This is a genomic window from Phycicoccus sp. Soil748, from assembly GCF_001428025.1.
Lineage (GTDB): Bacteria > Actinomycetota > Actinomycetes > Actinomycetales > Dermatophilaceae > Pedococcus.
The window spans coordinates 69,077-85,881 of the sequence record NZ_LMSC01000008.1 but is presented as its reverse complement, the minus strand read 5'-3'; the positions used below and the strand labels follow the sequence as shown (position 1 = coordinate 85,881).

At 71.8% G+C, this 16,805-nt stretch carries 16 protein-coding genes; 11 read left to right on the top strand and 5 right to left on the bottom strand.

Features of this window, described 5'->3' with window-relative positions; translation table 11 throughout:
• Positions 1 to 30 precede the first annotated feature (30 nt).
• From ASG70_RS12905 to ASG70_RS12895, 3 genes are all read right to left on the bottom strand, one after another.
• Positions 31 to 1,305, bottom strand: a complete 1,275-nt coding sequence (locus ASG70_RS12905) for a sugar ABC transporter substrate-binding protein (protein ID WP_056884267.1) — start codon at positions 1,303 to 1,305, stop codon at positions 31 to 33.
• A gap of 35 nt (positions 1,306 to 1,340) precedes the next feature.
• Positions 1,341 to 2,414: a LacI family DNA-binding transcriptional regulator gene (locus tag ASG70_RS12900; RefSeq protein ID WP_235531493.1), complete on the bottom strand. Its 1,074-nt coding sequence runs from the start codon at positions 2,412 to 2,414 to the stop codon at positions 1,341 to 1,343.
• A 76-nt stretch (positions 2,415 to 2,490) separates the two neighbouring features.
• Complete coding sequence (locus ASG70_RS12895; protein ID WP_235531492.1) at positions 2,491 to 3,429, bottom strand: sugar-binding transcriptional regulator; 939 nt, start codon at positions 3,427 to 3,429, stop codon at positions 2,491 to 2,493.
• Between the two features lie 171 nt (positions 3,430 to 3,600).
• Between ASG70_RS12895 and ASG70_RS12890 the strand changes: the two genes are divergently transcribed.
• The 6 genes from ASG70_RS12890 to ASG70_RS12865 are packed head-to-tail and all read left to right on the top strand — an operon-like array spanning position 3,601 to position 10,816.
• Positions 3,601 to 4,965, top strand: coding sequence for a sugar ABC transporter substrate-binding protein (locus ASG70_RS12890; RefSeq protein ID WP_056884264.1), 1,365 nt, complete (start codon positions 3,601 to 3,603; stop codon positions 4,963 to 4,965).
• The gene (locus ASG70_RS12885) at positions 4,965 to 5,912 is read left to right on the top strand and encodes a carbohydrate ABC transporter permease (RefSeq protein WP_056884459.1); all 948 of its coding nucleotides are present in this window, start codon (positions 4,965 to 4,967) and stop codon (positions 5,910 to 5,912) included. Before ASG70_RS12890 ends, ASG70_RS12885 begins: the two co-directional genes overlap by 1 nt.
• A complete protein-coding gene (locus tag ASG70_RS12880) occupies positions 5,909 to 6,796 on the top strand; it encodes a carbohydrate ABC transporter permease (RefSeq protein ID WP_056884263.1) in 888 nt (295 codons plus the stop codon). The genes ASG70_RS12885 and ASG70_RS12880 overlap by 4 nt, the downstream gene beginning before the upstream one ends.
• A complete protein-coding gene (locus ASG70_RS12875; RefSeq protein ID WP_056884262.1) occupies positions 6,796 to 8,310 on the top strand; it encodes a mannitol dehydrogenase family protein in 1,515 nt (504 codons plus the stop codon). The genes ASG70_RS12880 and ASG70_RS12875 overlap by 1 nt, the downstream gene beginning before the upstream one ends.
• Before the next feature lie 54 nt (positions 8,311 to 8,364).
• On the top strand, positions 8,365 to 9,405 hold the full coding sequence (locus tag ASG70_RS12870; RefSeq protein ID WP_056884261.1) for an NAD(P)-dependent alcohol dehydrogenase: 1,041 nt from the start codon (positions 8,365 to 8,367) through the stop codon (positions 9,403 to 9,405).
• Positions 9,398 to 10,816 (top strand): FGGY family carbohydrate kinase, encoded by a 1,419-nt coding sequence (locus ASG70_RS12865; RefSeq protein WP_056884260.1) that lies wholly within the window; start codon positions 9,398 to 9,400, stop codon positions 10,814 to 10,816. The genes ASG70_RS12870 and ASG70_RS12865 overlap by 8 nt, the downstream gene beginning before the upstream one ends.
• On the opposite strand, the gene ASG70_RS12860 is transcribed toward ASG70_RS12865, so the two are convergent.
• Complete coding sequence (locus tag ASG70_RS12860) at positions 10,780 to 12,015, bottom strand: MFS transporter (RefSeq protein ID WP_082590732.1); 1,236 nt, start codon at positions 12,013 to 12,015, stop codon at positions 10,780 to 10,782. The two genes, ASG70_RS12865 and ASG70_RS12860, sit on opposite strands and share 37 nt — an antisense overlap.
• Positions 12,016 to 12,140: 125 nt before the next feature.
• Here ASG70_RS12860 and ASG70_RS12855 point away from each other — a divergent pair, with 125 nt between their 5' ends.
• A complete protein-coding gene (locus ASG70_RS12855) occupies positions 12,141 to 12,596 on the top strand; it encodes a MarR family winged helix-turn-helix transcriptional regulator (protein ID WP_056884259.1) in 456 nt (151 codons plus the stop codon).
• Between the two features lie 109 nt (positions 12,597 to 12,705).
• A complete protein-coding gene (locus tag ASG70_RS12850) occupies positions 12,706 to 13,197 on the top strand; it encodes a cupin domain-containing protein (RefSeq protein WP_056884258.1) in 492 nt (163 codons plus the stop codon).
• A gap of 4 nt (positions 13,198 to 13,201) precedes the next feature.
• On the opposite strand, the gene ASG70_RS12845 is transcribed toward ASG70_RS12850, so the two are convergent.
• On the bottom strand, positions 13,202 to 14,737 hold the full coding sequence (locus tag ASG70_RS12845) for a CdaR family transcriptional regulator (protein ID WP_235531491.1): 1,536 nt from the start codon (positions 14,735 to 14,737) through the stop codon (positions 13,202 to 13,204).
• A 103-nt stretch (positions 14,738 to 14,840) separates the two neighbouring features.
• Here ASG70_RS12845 and ASG70_RS12840 point away from each other — a divergent pair, with 103 nt between their 5' ends.
• From ASG70_RS12840 to ASG70_RS12830, 3 genes are all read left to right on the top strand, one after another.
• The gene (locus ASG70_RS12840; protein WP_056884257.1) at positions 14,841 to 16,118 is read left to right on the top strand and encodes an FAD-binding oxidoreductase; all 1,278 of its coding nucleotides are present in this window, start codon (positions 14,841 to 14,843) and stop codon (positions 16,116 to 16,118) included.
• 103 nt (positions 16,119 to 16,221) lie between these two features.
• The gene (locus ASG70_RS12835) at positions 16,222 to 16,521 is read left to right on the top strand and encodes a metal-sensitive transcriptional regulator (protein WP_056884256.1); all 300 of its coding nucleotides are present in this window, start codon (positions 16,222 to 16,224) and stop codon (positions 16,519 to 16,521) included.
• 60 nt (positions 16,522 to 16,581) lie between these two features.
• Positions 16,582 to 16,800 (top strand): heavy-metal-associated domain-containing protein, encoded by a 219-nt coding sequence (locus tag ASG70_RS12830; RefSeq protein ID WP_056884255.1) that lies wholly within the window; start codon positions 16,582 to 16,584, stop codon positions 16,798 to 16,800.
• Positions 16,801 to 16,805 lie beyond the last annotated feature (5 nt).

Sequence of the window (16,805 nt, the reverse complement as noted above, 5' to 3'; positions counted from 1 at the left end):
GCGGGGTGGTCACCGTGGGGGCACTCATGGTTACTGGCCGGTGCCGATCGACTCGGCCTGCTGCTGGGCCGACTTGAGGGCGGCAGCAGGGTCGGCGCCCTGCTTGGTCACCTTCTCCATCTCGGTGTCGAAGCCGGTCACGACCTGCTCCCAGGTGGGGAAGGTCGGCGGGGCCTGGGCCGTCTCGAGCTGCTTGCCGAACTTGGCCAGCTTGTCGTCACCGGAGATCGACGGGTCGTCCCACGCGCTCTTGACCGAGGGCAGGTCCGTCGACATGCCGTACCACTTCGCCTGCACCTTGGGGTCGGCCAGCCACTTGACCAGCTTCCAGGCGCTGTCGCGGTTCTTGGACTTCTTGAAGACGGCGAAGTTGGAGCCGCCGACGAACGAGGAGGACTTCGTCTTGGCAGGGATCTGCATGACGTCGTACTGGTCCTTCTTCACACCGACCTTCTCGACGGCCGACATCATCCACGGGCCGGAGATGAACATCGGGACGCGGCCGCTCTTGAAGTCCGGCTCGGTCGTGGGCGTGTTGGGGGCGGCCTTGTCGGAGATGCCCTCGGTGAAGTAGCTCTGGTAGTACTTCACCGCCTCGAGGATCTTCGGGTCGTCGAAGTTGTAGGCCTTGCCGCCGTCCTTGGTGAGGTTGGCGTCGTTCGACCACGCGAACGGCATGATCGACTGCCAGGACCCCTGGCCGCCGGCCTGGAAGCCCATGCCGTACTTGGCGCCGGCCTTGGTCTGCATCGCCTTCGCCATCGCCTTGAGGCCGTCCCAGTCGGTGGGGGGCGTGGTGATGCCGGCTTTCTTGGCCAGGTCGGTGCGGTAGTAGATGAGCCGCGTCTCGACGTACCAGGGGATGCCGAAGTCGGTGCCGTTGACCTCGTTGGTCTTCTGCGCGCCCTCGAAGAAGGCGGAGGTGTCGATCGACGGGGGCACGGGGTCCAGCGCGTCGAGGCCGGCGAACTCGCCCATCCAGGTGCTGCCGACCATCGCCGCGTCGGGCGTGGTGCCGGCGGTGATGGCGGTCGTGAACTTGTCGTGGGCCGAGTCCCACGGGATCGCGGTCACGTTGACCTTGACGCCCGGGTTGGCAGCCTCGAACTCCTTGACCAGGTCGGGCAGCTTGTCCCCCTCGGCGCCCATCGCCCAGACGGTCAGCGTGCCGGTGGCCTTGCCGCTGCTGATGTCCTTGGCCTTCTGCGTGCTGCCGCCGCCGGCAGCGTTGTCACGGCCACAGGCGCTCAGGGCCAGCGCCGCGACGGTCAGGGTCGCGACCGCGATCGCGGGGGTGCGTCTCATCGGTGTTCTCTCTTTCGTGGGGGGAGGGAGAGCCATCAGGGGGTACGGCGCGGGCGCGCCGCAGGTGCGGGGTGGGTGGGCGTCGTGGGCGGGCAGCCGCACGACGAGCGGATGACGAGGTGGGTGGGGATGACCTGGGCGCTGTGGGGCACGGCCGAGCCGGTGATGCGCTCGTGGAGCAGGTCGGCGGCGCGGGCGCCCAGCTCGCGCACCGGCTGGCGGACGGTGGTCAGGCCCGGCACGACGTAGCGGGCGGTCATCACGTCGTCCCAGCCGACCACGGCGACGTCGTCGGGCACGCTGAGCCCGCCCTCGCGCAGCCGCACCATGACGGCCAGCGCGAGCTCGTCGTTGGCGCACACCAGGGCGTCGGCGTCGAGGTCGCCCTTCAGGAGCCGGTCGGCCAGGGCGGTGCCCTCGTCCTCGCGCAGCGCCACCGGCACGGGCGGCTGGGCGTCGAGCCCGGCGTCGTCGTGCGCGGCGACGAAACCCGCGTAGCGGTCGCGGATGTCGGGACCGGCGGCGGGGTCACCGGCGAAGAGCAGGCGGGTGCGGCCGTGGCCCAGCACGTGGGCCGTGACCTCCCGGGCGCTTGCGGTGTTCTCGGCCCGGACGGTGTCGACGGCGGGGGTCTGGTCACCGGCGATGAGCACGACCGGCTTGGAGCCCCCGAGCGCGGTCACGGTCTCGTCGGGGATGGCAGAGGAGCCGAGCATGGCGATGCCGTCGACCCGGGTGGCCAGCTTGCGCACGGCCTGCGGCACGTCCTTCTTGCCCTGCGCCAGCATCAGCACGACACTCTGGCCGAGCTCGGCAGCCCGCGACTCGAAGCCCATGAGCAGCTCGGAGTAGTAGGGACCGGAGAGCTCGGGGAGCACGAGCCCGTGGGCCTCGTGGTGGCGGACGGCGAGGCTGCGGGCCGCGGCGAGCGGCACGTAGCGCAGTTCCTCGGCTGCCTGCAGGACCCGCGCCCGGGTCTTCTCGGAGACCGCTTGGGAGCCCTGGAGCACCCGGGACACCGACGCGATCGACACACCGGCGCGCTCGGCGACGGAGTAGATCGTCGCACCCGCGGGGTGCCTCGTCGGGGGTCCCGAGCTGGTGGCCACTGGGCTGCCTCTCATCGTTGAAAGCGCTTACAAACGACGACCATGCCACAGCCGCGAGGCCTCTGGCAAGGGGTCCTCAGCCGGCGAGGAGGGCGTCGGCCAGCTCGTGGTCGACGACGAGGCCCTGCACGAGGCGGCCCTCCAGGGCGGCCCGGACGGCGGCCCCCTTGGGTGCGCCGGAGGCCACGGCGACGACCTCGGGTATGGCGCGGAGCGCCTCCGCATCGATGGTGATCAGGCGTCCAGCGACCTTGGCCCGCAACGGTTTTCCGTGTGCGTCGAAGAAGACGCCAGCGAGCTCGCCGACGACGCCGCGAGCGGCGAGCTCGGCCCGCTCGTGCGCGTCGAGCAGGTCGTGGATCGTCGAGCCGCCGGGGCTCCAGTGGCCGATCCCCACGACGGCCTTGGTGACCGCCGAGGCGCGCGCGAGACCCTCGGCGACGGCGGGCTGGCGCCGCAGGGCGTCGGCGCTGGCCCTGCTGTCGAGGACGAACGGCGCGTAGAAGACCCGGGCACTGCCGCCCCCGAGCCGGGCGGCGCGACGGACGATGTCCACCGCACTGCTGTCGAAGTCCGGCAGGGCGATCGCGCCCGTCAGCTGGACCACCTCGACCCGGGGCAGCGAGGTCAGCGCGCCGACCATGGCGTGCACGTTGCGCGACCACGGCAGGCCCAGGACGTCGTCCTCCGTCAGCACCTCCGAGAGCAGGTCCGCGGCAGCCTTGCCGAGCTGCTGACGCACCGCGACCGGGTCGGCGTCGGCCGTGTCGACCACTACCGCGTGGGCCAGGCCGAACCGCTCCTGCAGCCGGGCCGAGGCGTCGACGTCGAGGGACCCCTGGCGGACGATCTCGATCCGCACGAGGCCGCGGTCGCGGGCGGACTCGAGCAGCCGGGCGACCTTGAAGCGACTGATGCCGAGCTCCTCGGCGATCTCGACCTTCGACTGCTGGTGCAGGTAGTGGCGGCGCGCGACGGCAGCGAGCAGCACCAGCTCTGCCGGCCCGTCATCCACCACGGCCACCACTCCTTCCATGCGAGTTCATGCAGTCCCTGCACTCCAGCGCATTCTCGCCGTTGACAGGCGGAGGGAGCGCCGATTTACTCAGAGTACTCGTTTGCGCATCATTTCGCTCATATGAGCGCCGGTCAACCAGGAGCCGCCAGCGGCGACGGAGGAGGACACGTGCACAGTCGGAACCCCAGGGTGGTGCTGGTCGCCTCGGCGGCCGGCGTGGCCCTCAGCCTCTCGGCCTGCGCCGGGTGGGGCGGTGGCGGAGCAGGCAGTGGCGGCGCCGACAGCATCAACGTGCTGATGGTCAACAACCCGCAGATGGTCGACCTGCAGAAGCTCACCGCCGCGAACTTCACCAAGCAGACCGGCATCCGGGTCAACTTCACCGTGCTGCCCGAGAACGACGTCCGCGACAAGATCAGCCAGGAGTTCTCCAGCCAGGCGGGCCAGTACGACGTCGCGTCGCTGAGCAACTTCGAGATCCCGATCTACGCCAAGGCCAAGTGGATCGCGCCGCTCGACGGCTACCTCGCCAAGGACACTGCCTTCGACCAGGGCGACATCCTCAAGCCGATGACCACGTCACTGTCCAGCAACGGCAAGGTCTACGGCGAGCCCTTCTACGGCGAGTCCTCCTTCCTGATGTACCGCAAGGACGTCCTGGCCAAGAAGGGCGTCACCATGCCGGCGCGGCCCACCTGGCAGCAGGTGGCCGACATCGCCGCGAAGGTCGACGGCGCGGAGCCCGGGATGAAGGGCATCTGCCTGCGCGGGCAGCCCGGCTGGGGCCAGCTGTTCGCGCCCCTGACCACCGTCGTCAACACCTTCGGCGGGACGTGGTTCAACCAGGACTGGACGCCGGGCGTGGGCTCACCGGAGTTCCGGACGGCCGTGCAGTTCTACGTCGACCTGGTGCGGGCCCACGGCGAGAAGGGCGCCCCCCAGGCCGGGTTCACCGAGTGCCTGAACAACCTCGTCCAGGGCAACGTCGCCATGTGGTACGACGCGACGTCCGCCGCCGGGTCGCTCGAGGCCGACGACTCCCCCACCAAGGGCAAGTTCGGCTACGCGCCGGCCCCGGTCGTGAAGACCGACAGCTCCGGCTGGCTCTACGCCTGGTCGTGGTCCATCCAGCAGGCGAGCACCAAGAAGGACAACGCCTGGAAGTTCATCTCCTGGGCGAGCAGCAAGCAGTACGAGGAGCTCGTCGGCTCCCAGCTCGGCTGGACCAAGGTGCCGGCCGGCAAGCGGGCCTCCACCTACGAGAACGCCGACTACCTCGAGGTCGCCTCCGCCTTCGCCGAGCCGACCAAGGCCGCGATCGAGGCAGCCGACCCCGAGAACCCCGGCGTGCAGCCGCGGCCGGCGATCGGCATCCAGTTCGTCGACATCCCCGAGTTCCCCGACCTCGGCACCCAGGTGAGCCAGGACGTGAGCTCGGCGATCGCCGGCAAGACCACCGTCAAGGAGGCCCTCGACAAGGGCCAGAAGCTCGCCGACGACGTCGCCGAGCGCTACCAGTCGAGGGGGCAGTGATGGCGTCGAGCACCGCGACGAGACCCGACACGGAGCATGGACGTGGACCCGTGCCCAGCACGGCGTTGAAGCGCTCGGGGGACTGGGCCCGCCGGGCGCCACTGCTGCCTGCGCTGATCTTCGTGATCGTCATGACCCAGCTGCCGTTCGTGGCAACCCTGGTCATCTCGTTCATGAACTGGAACGCCTACTACCCGGACGAGCGGGGGTTCACCGGGTTCGACAACTTCGCCCGGGTCTTCACCGACACCAACACGCGGTCGGCGGTGCTGGTCACCATCCTGCTCACCGTCGCAGTCGTCCTCGTGAGCCTGGTGCTGGGCCTGTGCATCGCCCTGCTGCTCGACCGCAAGTTCCTGGGCCGGGGCGTCGTGCGCACCATGATGATCACGCCCTTCCTCGTCGTCCCGGTGGCTGCGGCCCTGCTGTGGAAGCACGCGCTGTACAACCCGGAGTACGGCCTCTTCAACGGGCTGCTCAAGGCGGTCTTCGGCGACAACGCCCCCCAGCCGGACTGGATCACCAACAACCCGCTCGCCGCCATCGTCGCGGCGCTCGTCTGGCAGTGGACGCCGTTCATGATGCTGATCCTGCTGGCCGGGCTGCAGAGCCGGCCGCTGGACGTGGTCGAGGCCGCACGCATCGACGGCGCGAGCTCGTGGCAGATCTTCCGGTCGATGACGCTGCCGCACCTGCGCCAGTACATCGAGCTGTCGGCCCTGCTCGGCGCCATCTACGTGGTCCAGAACTTCGACCACGTCTTCACCATCACCAGTGGCGGCCTCGGCACGGCCAACCTGCCCTACTTCATCTACCAGACCTTCTACACCGCGCAGGACTACGGCCGCGCCTCGGCGGCAGGTGTCGTCGTCGTCATCGGCACGATCCTCATCGCGACCGCAGCCCTGCGCACCGCGTTCAGCCTGTTCAAGGAGGAGTCACGATGAGCACCACCTCCACCCCCGCCGAAGGGGCTTCCACCACGCGGGCCGCACAGCCCCAGGAGGTCCGCCACGCCAGGCCGCCGCGCAGCGGGGTGCTGCTGACAGCCCTCGCCTGGGTCGTCGGCGTCCTCTTCGCCCTGCCCGTGCTGTGGATGGTCCTGACCTCCTTCCACAACGAGAACGACGCCGCCAAGAACCCGCCCGACCTGTTCGCGCCACTATCCCTCGACGGCTACCGGTCGTTCTTCGACGCCGGCCCCTGGCCGCCGCTGCTCAACTCGCTGACGGCCAGCGTCCTGTCGACGGCGCTCGTGCTGCTGCTGGCGTTCCCGGCGGCCTACGCGCTGTCGATCCGGCCGGTGAAGAAGTGGACCGACGTCCTGTTCTTCTTCCTCTCCACCAAGATGCTGCCGGTCGTCGCGGGCATCCTGCCGCTCTACCTGTTCGCGCAGAAGGTCGGCCTGCTCGACAACATCTGGTGGCTCATCCTGCTCTACACCTCGATGAACCTGCCCATCGCGATCTGGATGCTGCGCTCGTTCCTCGCCGAGGTGCCGGTGGAGATGCTGGAGGCGGCCTCGGTCGACGGCGCCTCGCTCCCCCGGACGCTGCGGGACATCGTCGCGCCGGTCGTCATGCCGGGGATCGCCTCGGCTGCGCTGATCTGCTTCATCTTCAGCTGGAACGAGCTGCTGCTCGCGCGAGTGCTCACGAGCACGGTGGCCGGCACGGCACCGGTGTTCCTCACCGGGTTCGTGACCAGCCAGGGCCTGTTCCTCGCCAAGGTCTGCGCGGCATCCTTCGTGGTGTCGCTGCCGGTGCTCGCCGCCGGGTTCGCCGCCCAGGACAAGCTCGTCCAGGGCCTGTCGATGGGAGCCGTCAAGTAATGGGACCGACCCCGATCCCCCTGTCCGACAAGACGATCGGTGACCTCGACGAGCGGGTGGCCCGGCCGGCGTACGACCGGTCACGCGTGACCGCGGGGATCGTGCACTTCGGGGTCGGCGGGTTCCACCGGGCCCACCAGGCGATGTACCTCGACGCCCTCATGAACCGGGGCGAGGCGCTCGACTGGGGGCTGTGTGGTGTGGGCGCCCTCCCCCGGGACCGGCGCATCATCGAGACCCTCGGGGCGCAGGACGGGCTCTACACGCTGGTCGTCAAGCACCCCGACGGCCGGCTGGAGCCCCGCGTCATCGGCAGCATCCTCGAGCTGAGGTTCGCGCCCGACGACCCCCGGGGCGTCGTCGACCGGCTGGTCGACGAGCGCACCCGCATCGTGTCCACGACCATCACCGAGGGCGGCTACCTCGTCAACCAGGTGACGGGCGAGTTCGACGCGCAGGACCCGGGCATCCAGGGCGACCTCGCCGCGGACTTCGCGGGGGGCCAGGCTCCCTCGACCGTGTTCGGCTTCATCACGGCGGCCCTGGACCGCCGGCGGCGCGAGAGCCGCGAGCCGTTCACGGTCATGAGCTGCGACAACCTGCCCGACAACGGCGACGTCGCCAAGCGGATGATCTGCGCGTTCGCCCGGCTCAAGGACCCCGGGCTCGCGGACTGGATGGAGGAGCACGTCGCCTTCCCCAACTGCATGGTCGACCGCATCACCCCGGTGACCGCCCCCGAGGACATCGAGCGGCTGCGCGAGGAGTTCGGCGTCGAGGACGGCTGGCCCGTCGTCTGCGAGCCCTTCACCCAGTGGGTGCTCGAGGACCGCTTCGGCCAGGGGCGGCCGCCGTTCGAGGACGCCGGCGTGCAGATGGTCGACGACGTCGTGCCCTACGAGCTGATGAAGCTGCGGCTGCTCAACGCCAGCCACCAGGCCCTCTGCTACCTCGGCCACCTCGCCGGCTACCGCTACGCCCACGAGGTCTGCCAGGACCCGCTGTTCGCGAACTTCCTGCTGGCCTACATGGAGCGCGAGGGCAGCCCCACGCTGCCGCCGGTGCCGGGGGTCGACCTCGACGCCTACCGCCACGAGCTCGTCGAGCGGTTCGCCAACGCCGAGGTCCGCGACACCCTGGCCCGCCTCTGCGCGGAGTCCTCTGACCGCATCCCCAAGTGGCTGGTGCCCGTCATCCGGGCCAACCTCCGTGACGGCGGCGAGATCGAGCGGTCCGCGCTCGTGGTCGCCTCCTGGGCGCGGTACGCCGAGGGGCGCGACGAGCGGGGCGAGCCCATCGAGGTGGTCGACCGGCTCAAGGACCGCGTCATGGCCGCGGCCGCACACCAGCGCGAGGACCCGCTGGCGTTCATCCGTGACCGCGACCTGTTCGGCGACCTCGCCGAGGACGAGCGCTTCGCGGCTGCGTACACGGCTGCGCTCGCGCACTTGCACGAGCACGGGGCGCGGGCAACGCTGGAGGCTCGGGCGGCCGACGACGCGCGGCCGGCCTGAGGACCGCCCCACTCCGCCCGAGCCTGACGCACCACCGACGAGGGAGACCACCTGATGCGCGCTGCCGTCCTCAACCGCCCCGGCGAGGTCGAGGTGGTGCAGCGAACCGACCCTGTGCCGGAAGCTGACGAGGTCCTGGTGCGGGTGCATGCCGTGGGGGTGTGCGGCTCGGACACCCACTACTTCGACCACGGCCGCATCGGCCGGTTCGTCGTGGAGTCGCCACTGGTCCTCGGCCACGAGACCTCTGGCGTCGTCGAGGCGGTGGGGGCAGACGTGGACCCTGCCCGGGTCGGCCAGCGCGTGTCCCTGGAGCCCGGGGTTCCGTGCCGCGCCTGCGAGCAGTGCCTGTCCGGTCGCTACAACCTCTGCCCCGACATGGTCTTCCACGCGACGCCACCGGTGGATGGCTCGCTCGCCGAGCTCGTCGTCATCCACCACGCGTTCGCCCACCCGGTGCCCGACTCCGTGAGCGACGAGGCGGCGGCCCTCCTCGAGCCGCTGTCCGTGGGTGTCTGGGCCTGCCGCAAGGGCGCCGTCGGACCGGGCTCGCGGGTGCTCGTCACCGGCGCCGGCCCGATCGGTCTGGTCTGCGTGCAGGTCGCCCGCGCCTGCGGCGCCAGCGAGGTCGTCGTCGCCGACCTCAACCCCGACCGCCTCGCCGTGGCCCGCGACCTCGGCGCGACCCGCACCATCAGCTCCGGCTCGGAGACGGTCGCCGACGGGTATGCCGCGCAGCGGCCTCCCGAGGTCCTGCTCGAGTGCTCGGGCCACCCCGGCGCCACCGCCGACGGCATCCGGGCCCTGGCCCCCGCCGGCCGGGCGGTGCTGGTCGGCATGGGCGGCGACGAGGTCACCCTGCCGCTGTCGACGATCCAGGAACGCGAGCTCGTCGTCACCGGGACCTTCCGCTACGCCGGCACCTGGCCGACCGCCGTCGCCCTCGCCGCCTCGGGCCAGGTCGACCTCGACCGCCTCGTCACCGGGCGGTTCGGGCTCGAGCAGACGGCTGCGGCCCTGACCGCTGCCCGGGACACCGCCGGTGCGATCAAGTCGGTCATCGACCCCCGACCTGCCGGGGGCGACCGTGGCTGACCGGGACCGCACCCTCGTCGCCGGCGTCGACTCCTCGACCCAGTCGACCAAGGTCGTCGTCTGCGACGCCGCGACAGGGGAGGTGGTCCGCACCGACCGGGCACCGCACCCCGAGGGCACGCAGGTCCACCCGGAACGCTGGTGGGACGCCTACCTCTCGGCGACCGGCGACAACCTGCTCGAAGGCGTCTCCGCGATCGCCGTCGGCGGCCAGCAGCACGGTATGTGCGCGCTCGACGAGTCGGGCGCCGTGGTCCGGGATGCGTTGCTGTGGAACGACACCAGCTCCGCGCAGGCGTCCCGCGACCTCGTGGGCGAGCTCGGTGGCATGGCCGCCTGGGTCGACCGCACCGGGTCGGTGCCGGTGCCCAGCTTCACCGTGACCAAGCTGCGCTGGCTGGCCGAGCACGAGCCGGAGCTCGCGGCCCGCACGGCCTCGGTCGTCCTCCCCCACGACTGGCTCACCGGCCAGATCCTCAAGCAGGGCAACGGCTTCGAGCGGTGGACGACCGACCGGGGAGATGCGTCCGGCACGGGCTACTTCTCCCCCGAGTCCAACGCCTACGTCCCGGAGCTCGTGGAGCTGGCCTTCGGCCGGCCCCTGGGCACCCCGACGGTGCTCGGCCCACGCGAGGCGGCTGGGCGCACCGCCGGCGGGATGCTCGTCGGCCCCGGGACCGGCGACAACATGGGCGCAGCCCTGGGCCTCGGGCTCGAGCCCGGCGACGTCGTCGTGTCGCTCGGCACCAGCGGGGCCGTCTTCGCGGACCACCCCTCCCCGGTCAAGGACACGTCCGGTGACGTCGCCGGGTTCGCCAGCGCCACGGGCGGCCACCTGCCACTGATGTGCACCCTCAACGCGGCCCGGGTCCTCAGCGCCGCGGCACACCTGGTCGGCACCGACCTCGCCGGGCTCGACCGGCTCGCCCTCGCCGCCGGCCCGGGAGCCGGCGGCCTGACGCTGCTGCCCTACCTCGATGGCGAGCGCACCCCCAACCTGCCCGAGGCGACGGGCACGCTCGGTGGCCTCACCCGCACCAACTCCACCCCGGAGAACCTCGCTCGCGCCGCCGTGGAGGGGATGCTCGCCAACCTCGCCGCCGGCGTCGACGACCTGCGCGAGCTCGGCATACCGGTCTCCCGGGTCCTGCTCATCGGCGGCGCCTCGGCGTCGCGCGCAGTGCGGGCCGTCGCCCCGGCCCTGTTCGGTGCGCCGGTCGCAGTCCCCGCACCCGGGGAGTACGTCGGCATCGGCGCCGCGCGCCAGGCAGCGTGGGTGCTCTCGGGCGAGGACGCACCACCGCCATGGGCGGTGAGGATCGAGGAGACCCTCGACCCGCCCTCGGGTGGCTCCGGCGTCGAGGTCCGCGAGCGCTACGCCGCGCTGCTCGCCGCGGTGCACGGCGCCTGAGCGCTGGTGCGCGCCCGGTCCTGCCCCACGGTCCGTGCAGCGTTGCGGCGGCGAGCACGCCGGGCCAGCTGCTCGGCCACCACGAGCACCAGCAGGGCCCCGAGGCTCAGGGCGGCGCCGTCCCACAGGGTCGAGGCGTAGCCGAGCCCCGCGGTGATGGTCACGCCGCCCAACCACGCGCCGGCGGCGTTGCCCACGTTGAAGGCCGCGATGTTGGCACCACTGGCCAGGGTCGGGGCCGAGCCGGCATACGACATGATCCGCATCTGCAGGCCCGGTACGGTGGCGAACCCGAACGTCCCCATGAGCACCAGGCTGACCACGGCCATGACCGGTGAGGTGGCGGTGGCCGCGAACACCCCCATCGCGACGGTCAGCGCCGCGAGCACCACGGTGAGGGTGCGCGGCACGGAGCGGTCGGCGGCTCGGCCACCCGCCCAGTTGCCGGCGAAGAGGCCGACCCCGAAGAGGACCAGCAGCCACGGCACGGTGGCGGAGGCGAAGCCGCTGACGTCGGTGAGGGTGTAGGCGATGTAGGTGAAGGCGCCGAACATGCCGCCGAAGCCGAGCACGGTCACGAGCAGCGACAGCCAGACCTGCCCGGAGCGGAAGGCACCGAGCTCCGAGCGCAGGCCGGGCTCGCCGGCTGCGACGGGCTGCGAGGGGACGAGGGTCGCCATCCCCACCAGCGCGATGACGCCGATCACGGTGATCGCCCAGAAGGTCGAGCGCCAGCCGAGCTGCTGGCCCAGCAGCGTGCCGAGCGGGACACCGAGGACGTTGGCGGTGGTGAGCCCCGCGAACATCATGGCGATCGCACCGGCCTTCTTCTCGGGGGCGACGAGGCCGGCCGCGACGACGGCCCCGATGCCGAAGAACGCACCGTGGGTCAGGGCCGCGAGGATGCGCCCGAGCAGCATCACCTCGTAGGTGCCGGCCACCGCGGAGACCAGGTTGCCGGCGATGAACAGGACCATCAGCGCGGTGAGCACGTGCTTGCGGTTGAACCGGGTGACGGCGGCGGTGAGGCCGATGGCGCCGACGGCGACGGACAGGGCGTAGCCGGAGATGAGCCATCCGGCGGTGGCCTCGTCGACGGCGAAGTCGGCGCCCACCTGCGGCAGCAGGCCGGCGATCACGAACTCGGTGAGTCCGATGCCGAAGCCACCAAGGGCCAGGGCGAGCAGGGCGATGGGCATCGGGGACGTTCCTTCGGTGGACGGAGCAGGTTTCCTGCGCAGGTATGCAGCGTGTGCAACTACCAGCGCACGCATCAAGTTAGTTGCATACGCGGGTTATTGCAAAAGCCCGTTACGATGGGGCCATGGGAATCGCCGATGACGCCGTCGAGGTCCGCGCCCAGGGGTGGCGGACCCTCGCCGCGCTCCACGGGCACATCGAGGCGGCCCTCGAACGCGAGCTGTCCACGCGGTTCGGGCTCTCCGTCGTGGAGTTCACCGTGCTCGACGCCCTCTCCCGCCAGGACGGCTGGCACCTGCGGATGACCCAGCTGGCACGTGCGGCCGCGCTGTCGAGCAGTGCCGCGACCCGCCTGGTCAACCGCCTCGAGGACCGGGGCCTGCTCACCCGCATCCTGTGTGCCGACGACCGGCGCGGCATCTACACCGAGCTGACCGCCGCAGGGTCGACCCTGCTCGACGAGGCGCGCCCCACCCACCACCAGGTGCTCGAGGAGGCGCTGCGGTCCGCGGCGGACGTCCCCGAGCTGGCTCCCCTCGTCGACGCCCTCGGCCGGCTGCCCGCCCCCGCCGGCACCTGACACCACCTCACGGCCAGAGCGCCCTACGTCACTGAGCGCGTTGTGCGCTCAGTGACGTAGGGGCGTGAAACCCCTTGCCGTCGTCCGCCGCACCCGCTGGGATGGCGCGATGAGCTACCCGCCCCCGATCTACGACCGTGCGACCGGTGAGGTCAGCGCGTGGCTGCTGGCTGCCGACTCGCCGCCGGACGTGGTCTACCCCAACGGCAACCGGGTCCGGTACCTCGCGACCGGCGAGTCGACCGGACGGACCTACGGGCTCTACCACTGGGACTTCGCGGGGCCTCGCAGCGGCCCGGACGCGCACTTCCACAAGACCCTGACCGAGTCCTTCTACGTCCTGGGCGGGGAGGTCAGCATCTACGACGGGAAGCGCTGGAACACCACGCGGCCCGGCGACTTCGTCCACGTGCCGGCCGGTGGGCTGCACGGCTTCCGGAACGAGGCGGGGGCTGCGTCGATGCTGCTCCACTTCGCCCCCGGCGCTCCTCGCGAGGCGTACTTCGAGGGGCTGGCGCGCGCGGCGGCCGGCGAGACCATGACGGACGCCGAGCGCGACGAGTTCATGCGCCACCACGACAACCACTGGGTCGAGGACTGACGCCTCAGCCGGATGTCGGCACGTCGAGGAGGGCGGCCAGCTGCAGGCGCACCGCGAGCCGCACCACCGGGTCGTCGAGGTCGAGGCCGGCGAGGTCGGCGATGCGGTTCATCCGGTAGCGCAGCGTGTTGGGGTGCACGTGGATGGCCCGCGCCGCGCGCCCCGGCGCCCCTGGGTGGTCCAACCACGCCACCAGCGTCCGCAGGTGGTCGCTGCTGTGCGCGTCGTCGTGCGCCTGCAGGACCGCCAGCGGACCGAGGACGTCACCCTCGCGCAGTGTCGCCGCGGCCCGGGCCACCGTCACCTGCGCCCAGACGTCCTCGTGGACCACGGCCGTGACCACGGGGTCGGCGACCCGGCCGGCCTCCAGCGCCTCTGCCGTGGAGCGCTCCAGCTCGCCAGGCGTGCGCGCGGGGCGACCGGCTCGGGCCGTGAGCACGAGGCCCTCTCCACGGGCCTGCTCCACCACGGTCGAGAGCCACCCCCACGTGCCCGGGGACCCGTCCTCGGCGTCCCGTACCACGGCATACGCACGGCCGTCGAGGTCCGCCAGCAGGGGCTGGTTCCACGCATGGCGTCGCGACACGGACTCCCAGAGGTCGAGCAGACGCGTGGCGCCGCCCTCCCCGCCCAGGTGGACCACGCGCCACGGTCCCGGGGGGAGCCAGGACCCGGCGCCGGCCGTGCTGCCCGACAGCACCCCGCGCAGGCGGTCGGCCGCCACCCGGCGCGAGAGGTCGGCCTGGGCCCGCAGGCGCAGCAGGTGCAGGGCCACCACGGAGGACGTCTGCACGAGCTCGGCCACGAGCGCGGCGGGCGGCCTCTCCTGGACGACGGCCCAGATGGAGCCGAGCCACTCACCGCCGGCACGCACCGGCACCACGAGGCGCGGCAGCGTGCCGTTGGGGTCGGCGGGCACGAAGACCGGCTCGTCCGAGCGGGCCAGGCGGCGGAACACCCCGCGGGCGCGCAGGCTGGCCAGCACCTCCTCGGGCACCCGCCGGCCCACGATCGTGGAGACGCGGGCAGGGTCGGTCACGTCCTGGCGGGAGGAGTAGGCGAGCACCCGGGACTGTGCGTCCTCGATGGTGACCGGGGCGTCGACGAGGGCCGCGGCGGCGTCCGCGAGCGCGAAGAGGTCGTCCTGGACGGGGGCGTCCGTGCGCCGGTCGCCGCCCGAGGTCGTGGCGCGGTCGAGCACCCCGCGCAGCAGCCAGACGACGTGCGCCCAGGACGCCTGCTCGGCCAGGCCGACGAGCGCGATGCCGTCGCGCCGGGCCCGGTCCCGCACCGCCCGCCGCCCCGCCAGCCCCCGGCGCAGCACCACGCCACCGGCCTGCTGCGCCGCGGAGGCGCGCACCAGCTCGACGGCCTGCTCGACGGTCTCGATCCCCACGCCGAGCACGAGGTCGCGCGACTGCCCCACCACCCCGTGCACCGGCTCGGCGATGGTCAGGTCGTCGACCTCAGCCCCGGCACGGTCCACCGCGAGGGTGAGCAGCCCGGCCAGCGTGGCGGTCAGGTCGGCGACGAGGAGCACGGTCCCAGCATGCCACCCACTTGTGCCCAAGGCACCAATGCTGCCTTCGGATCTGTGCTCTGGGCCCAGTGCGAACCCGCCGACCAGTCGGGACCATCGGATCATGTCCTCCTCGCGCACCGTCACCGCCGCCGGTCTCCCCGTCCCCCAGCGCGTCGCCGTCGTCGGCGCCGGCATGGTGGGCCTGTCCACCGCCTGGTTCCTCCAGGAGCAGGGTGTGGAGGTGACCGTCCTCGACCGTGAGGGTGTCGCCGCCGGCTCCTCCTGGGGCAACGCCGGCTGGCTGACGCCGGGCATCGCGACCCCGCTGCCCGAGCCCGCAGTCCTCAAGTACGGGATCCGCGCGGTGCTGTCGCCGTCCTCGCCGGTCTACGTGCCGCCGAGCGCCGACCCCAAGTTCCTCAAGTTCGTCACCGGGTTCACGAAGAACTCCACGATGAAGGCCTGGAAGAAGGCCATGGGTGCGCTCGTGCCCGTCAACGACCTGTCGCTGGAGAGCTTCGACCTTCTCAAGGCGGGCGGCGTCCAGGCCGACACCCGTGAGGCCAAGTCGTTCCTCGCGTCCTACCGCACCGAGGCCGAGCGCGTCACCCTGCTCGAGGAGATCGAGCACATCCACGCCGCAGGGCAGTCCATCGAGTTCGAAGCGCTCACCGGCGACCAGGCCCGCGCCATCGAGCCGAGCCTGTCCGACGAGATCGGCGCGGCCATCCTGCTCAAGGGCCAGCGCTTCGTCGACCCGGGCTCCTACGTCCACGCGCTCGCCGACTCGGTGAAGGCCCGCGGCGGCAAGATCCTCGACGCCGCCACGGTCTCCGACATCCGCGACACCGGTAACGGGGTCGTCGTCACCACCGCCGAGGGCTCGGTCGAGGAGTTCGACGCCGCCGTCCTCGCGACGGGTGCGTGGCTCGGCAAGCTGGCCCGCAGGTTCGGCGTGAAGAACGTCGTCCAGGCCGGCCGCGGCTACTCCTTCTCCGTCGAGATCGACCACGTCCCCAACGGCCCCGTCTACTTCCCGGCCCAGCGGGTCGCCTGCACGCCGATCGGCGACCGCCTGCGCGTCGCGGGGATGATGGAGTTCCGCAAGCCCGAGGCCGCCCTCGACCAGCGCCGCATCAGCGCCATCGCCGAGGCCGCCCGCCCGCTGCTGCGTGGCGCCGACCTGGACCACCGCCACGACGAGTGGGTGGGCTCGCGCCCCTGCACCGTCGACGGCCTGCCGCTCGTCGGCGCCACCAAGTCGCCCCGCGTCTTCGCCGCCGGTGGTCACGGGATGTGGGGCATCACCCTCGGCCCGGTCACCGGGCGCCTGCTCGCGCAGGCGATCGTCACCGGCAAGCAGGTCGACCAGCTGCGCCCGTTCGACCCCATGCGCTGACCGGCTCCACCAGCACGTCGACGAAGCGCCGCCCCGACCACGGGAGCGGCGCTTCGTCGTTCCCGGCTATTGCAGAAATACCATAGGGGGGTATGGTGTTGGCATGACCGTGAGCGACACCCAGCCCGGCTACCACTCCGAGAAGGACAGCCACCTCAAGCGGCTGCGCCGGGTCGAGGGGCAGGTCCGCGGCCTGCAGCGGATGGTCGAGGAGGACCAGTACTGCATCGACATCCTCACCCAGGTGTCGGCCGCGACCAAGGCCCTGCAGTCGTTCTCGCTCGAGCTGCTCGAGGAGCACCTCGCCCACTGCGTCGTCGACGCCGCCAGGAGGGGCGGGCCGGAGGCGCAGGAGAAGGTGCAGGAGGCGTCCGCCGCCATCGCGCGCCTCGTGCGCTCCTGAGCCCCGGCGCACGATCCAGCCAGAGCCATCCATGACCACCACGAACCCGAGGAGAACCCCATGAGCACCCAGACCTTCGATGTCGTCGGCATGACCTGCGGCCACTGCGCGAGCGCGGTCACCGAGGAGCTCAAGGCCCTCGACGGCGTCAGCGACGTGCAGGTCGACCTCGTGGCCGGCGGCACGTCCGCCGTGACGGTCGAGGCCGACCGCGAGCTCACCCCGGCCGAGGTGACGTCCGCCCTCGACGAGGCGGGCGACTACAGCCTGGCGCGGTGATGGCG

What these genes read in the sequence shown, in the direction of transcription:
- ASG70_RS12835 (WP_056884256.1), top strand. Translation starts at nt 16,222, where the DNA reads ATGACCGTGAGCGACACCCAGCCCGGCTACCACTCCGAGAAGGACAGC.
- ASG70_RS12870 (WP_056884261.1), top strand. Translation starts at nt 8,365, where the DNA reads ATGCGCGCTGCCGTCCTCAACCGCCCCGGCGAGGTCGAGGTGGTGCAG.
- ASG70_RS12905 (WP_056884267.1), bottom strand. Translation starts at nt 1,305, where the DNA reads ATGAGACGCACCCCCGCGATCGCGGTCGCGACCCTGACCGTCGCGGCG.
- ASG70_RS12855 (WP_056884259.1), top strand. Translation starts at nt 12,141, where the DNA reads ATGGGAATCGCCGATGACGCCGTCGAGGTCCGCGCCCAGGGGTGGCGG.
- ASG70_RS12850 (WP_056884258.1), top strand. Translation starts at nt 12,706, where the DNA reads ATGAGCTACCCGCCCCCGATCTACGACCGTGCGACCGGTGAGGTCAGC.
- ASG70_RS12880 (WP_056884263.1), top strand. Translation starts at nt 5,909, where the DNA reads ATGAGCACCACCTCCACCCCCGCCGAAGGGGCTTCCACCACGCGGGCC.
- ASG70_RS12875 (WP_056884262.1), top strand. Translation starts at nt 6,796, where the DNA reads ATGGGACCGACCCCGATCCCCCTGTCCGACAAGACGATCGGTGACCTC.
- ASG70_RS12860 (WP_082590732.1), bottom strand. Translation starts at nt 12,015, where the DNA reads ATGCCCATCGCCCTGCTCGCCCTGGCCCTTGGTGGCTTCGGCATCGGA.
- ASG70_RS12840 (WP_056884257.1), top strand. Translation starts at nt 14,841, where the DNA reads ATGTCCTCCTCGCGCACCGTCACCGCCGCCGGTCTCCCCGTCCCCCAG.
- ASG70_RS12830 (WP_056884255.1), top strand. Translation starts at nt 16,582, where the DNA reads ATGAGCACCCAGACCTTCGATGTCGTCGGCATGACCTGCGGCCACTGC.
- ASG70_RS12885 (WP_056884459.1), top strand. Translation starts at nt 4,965, where the DNA reads ATGGCGTCGAGCACCGCGACGAGACCCGACACGGAGCATGGACGTGGA.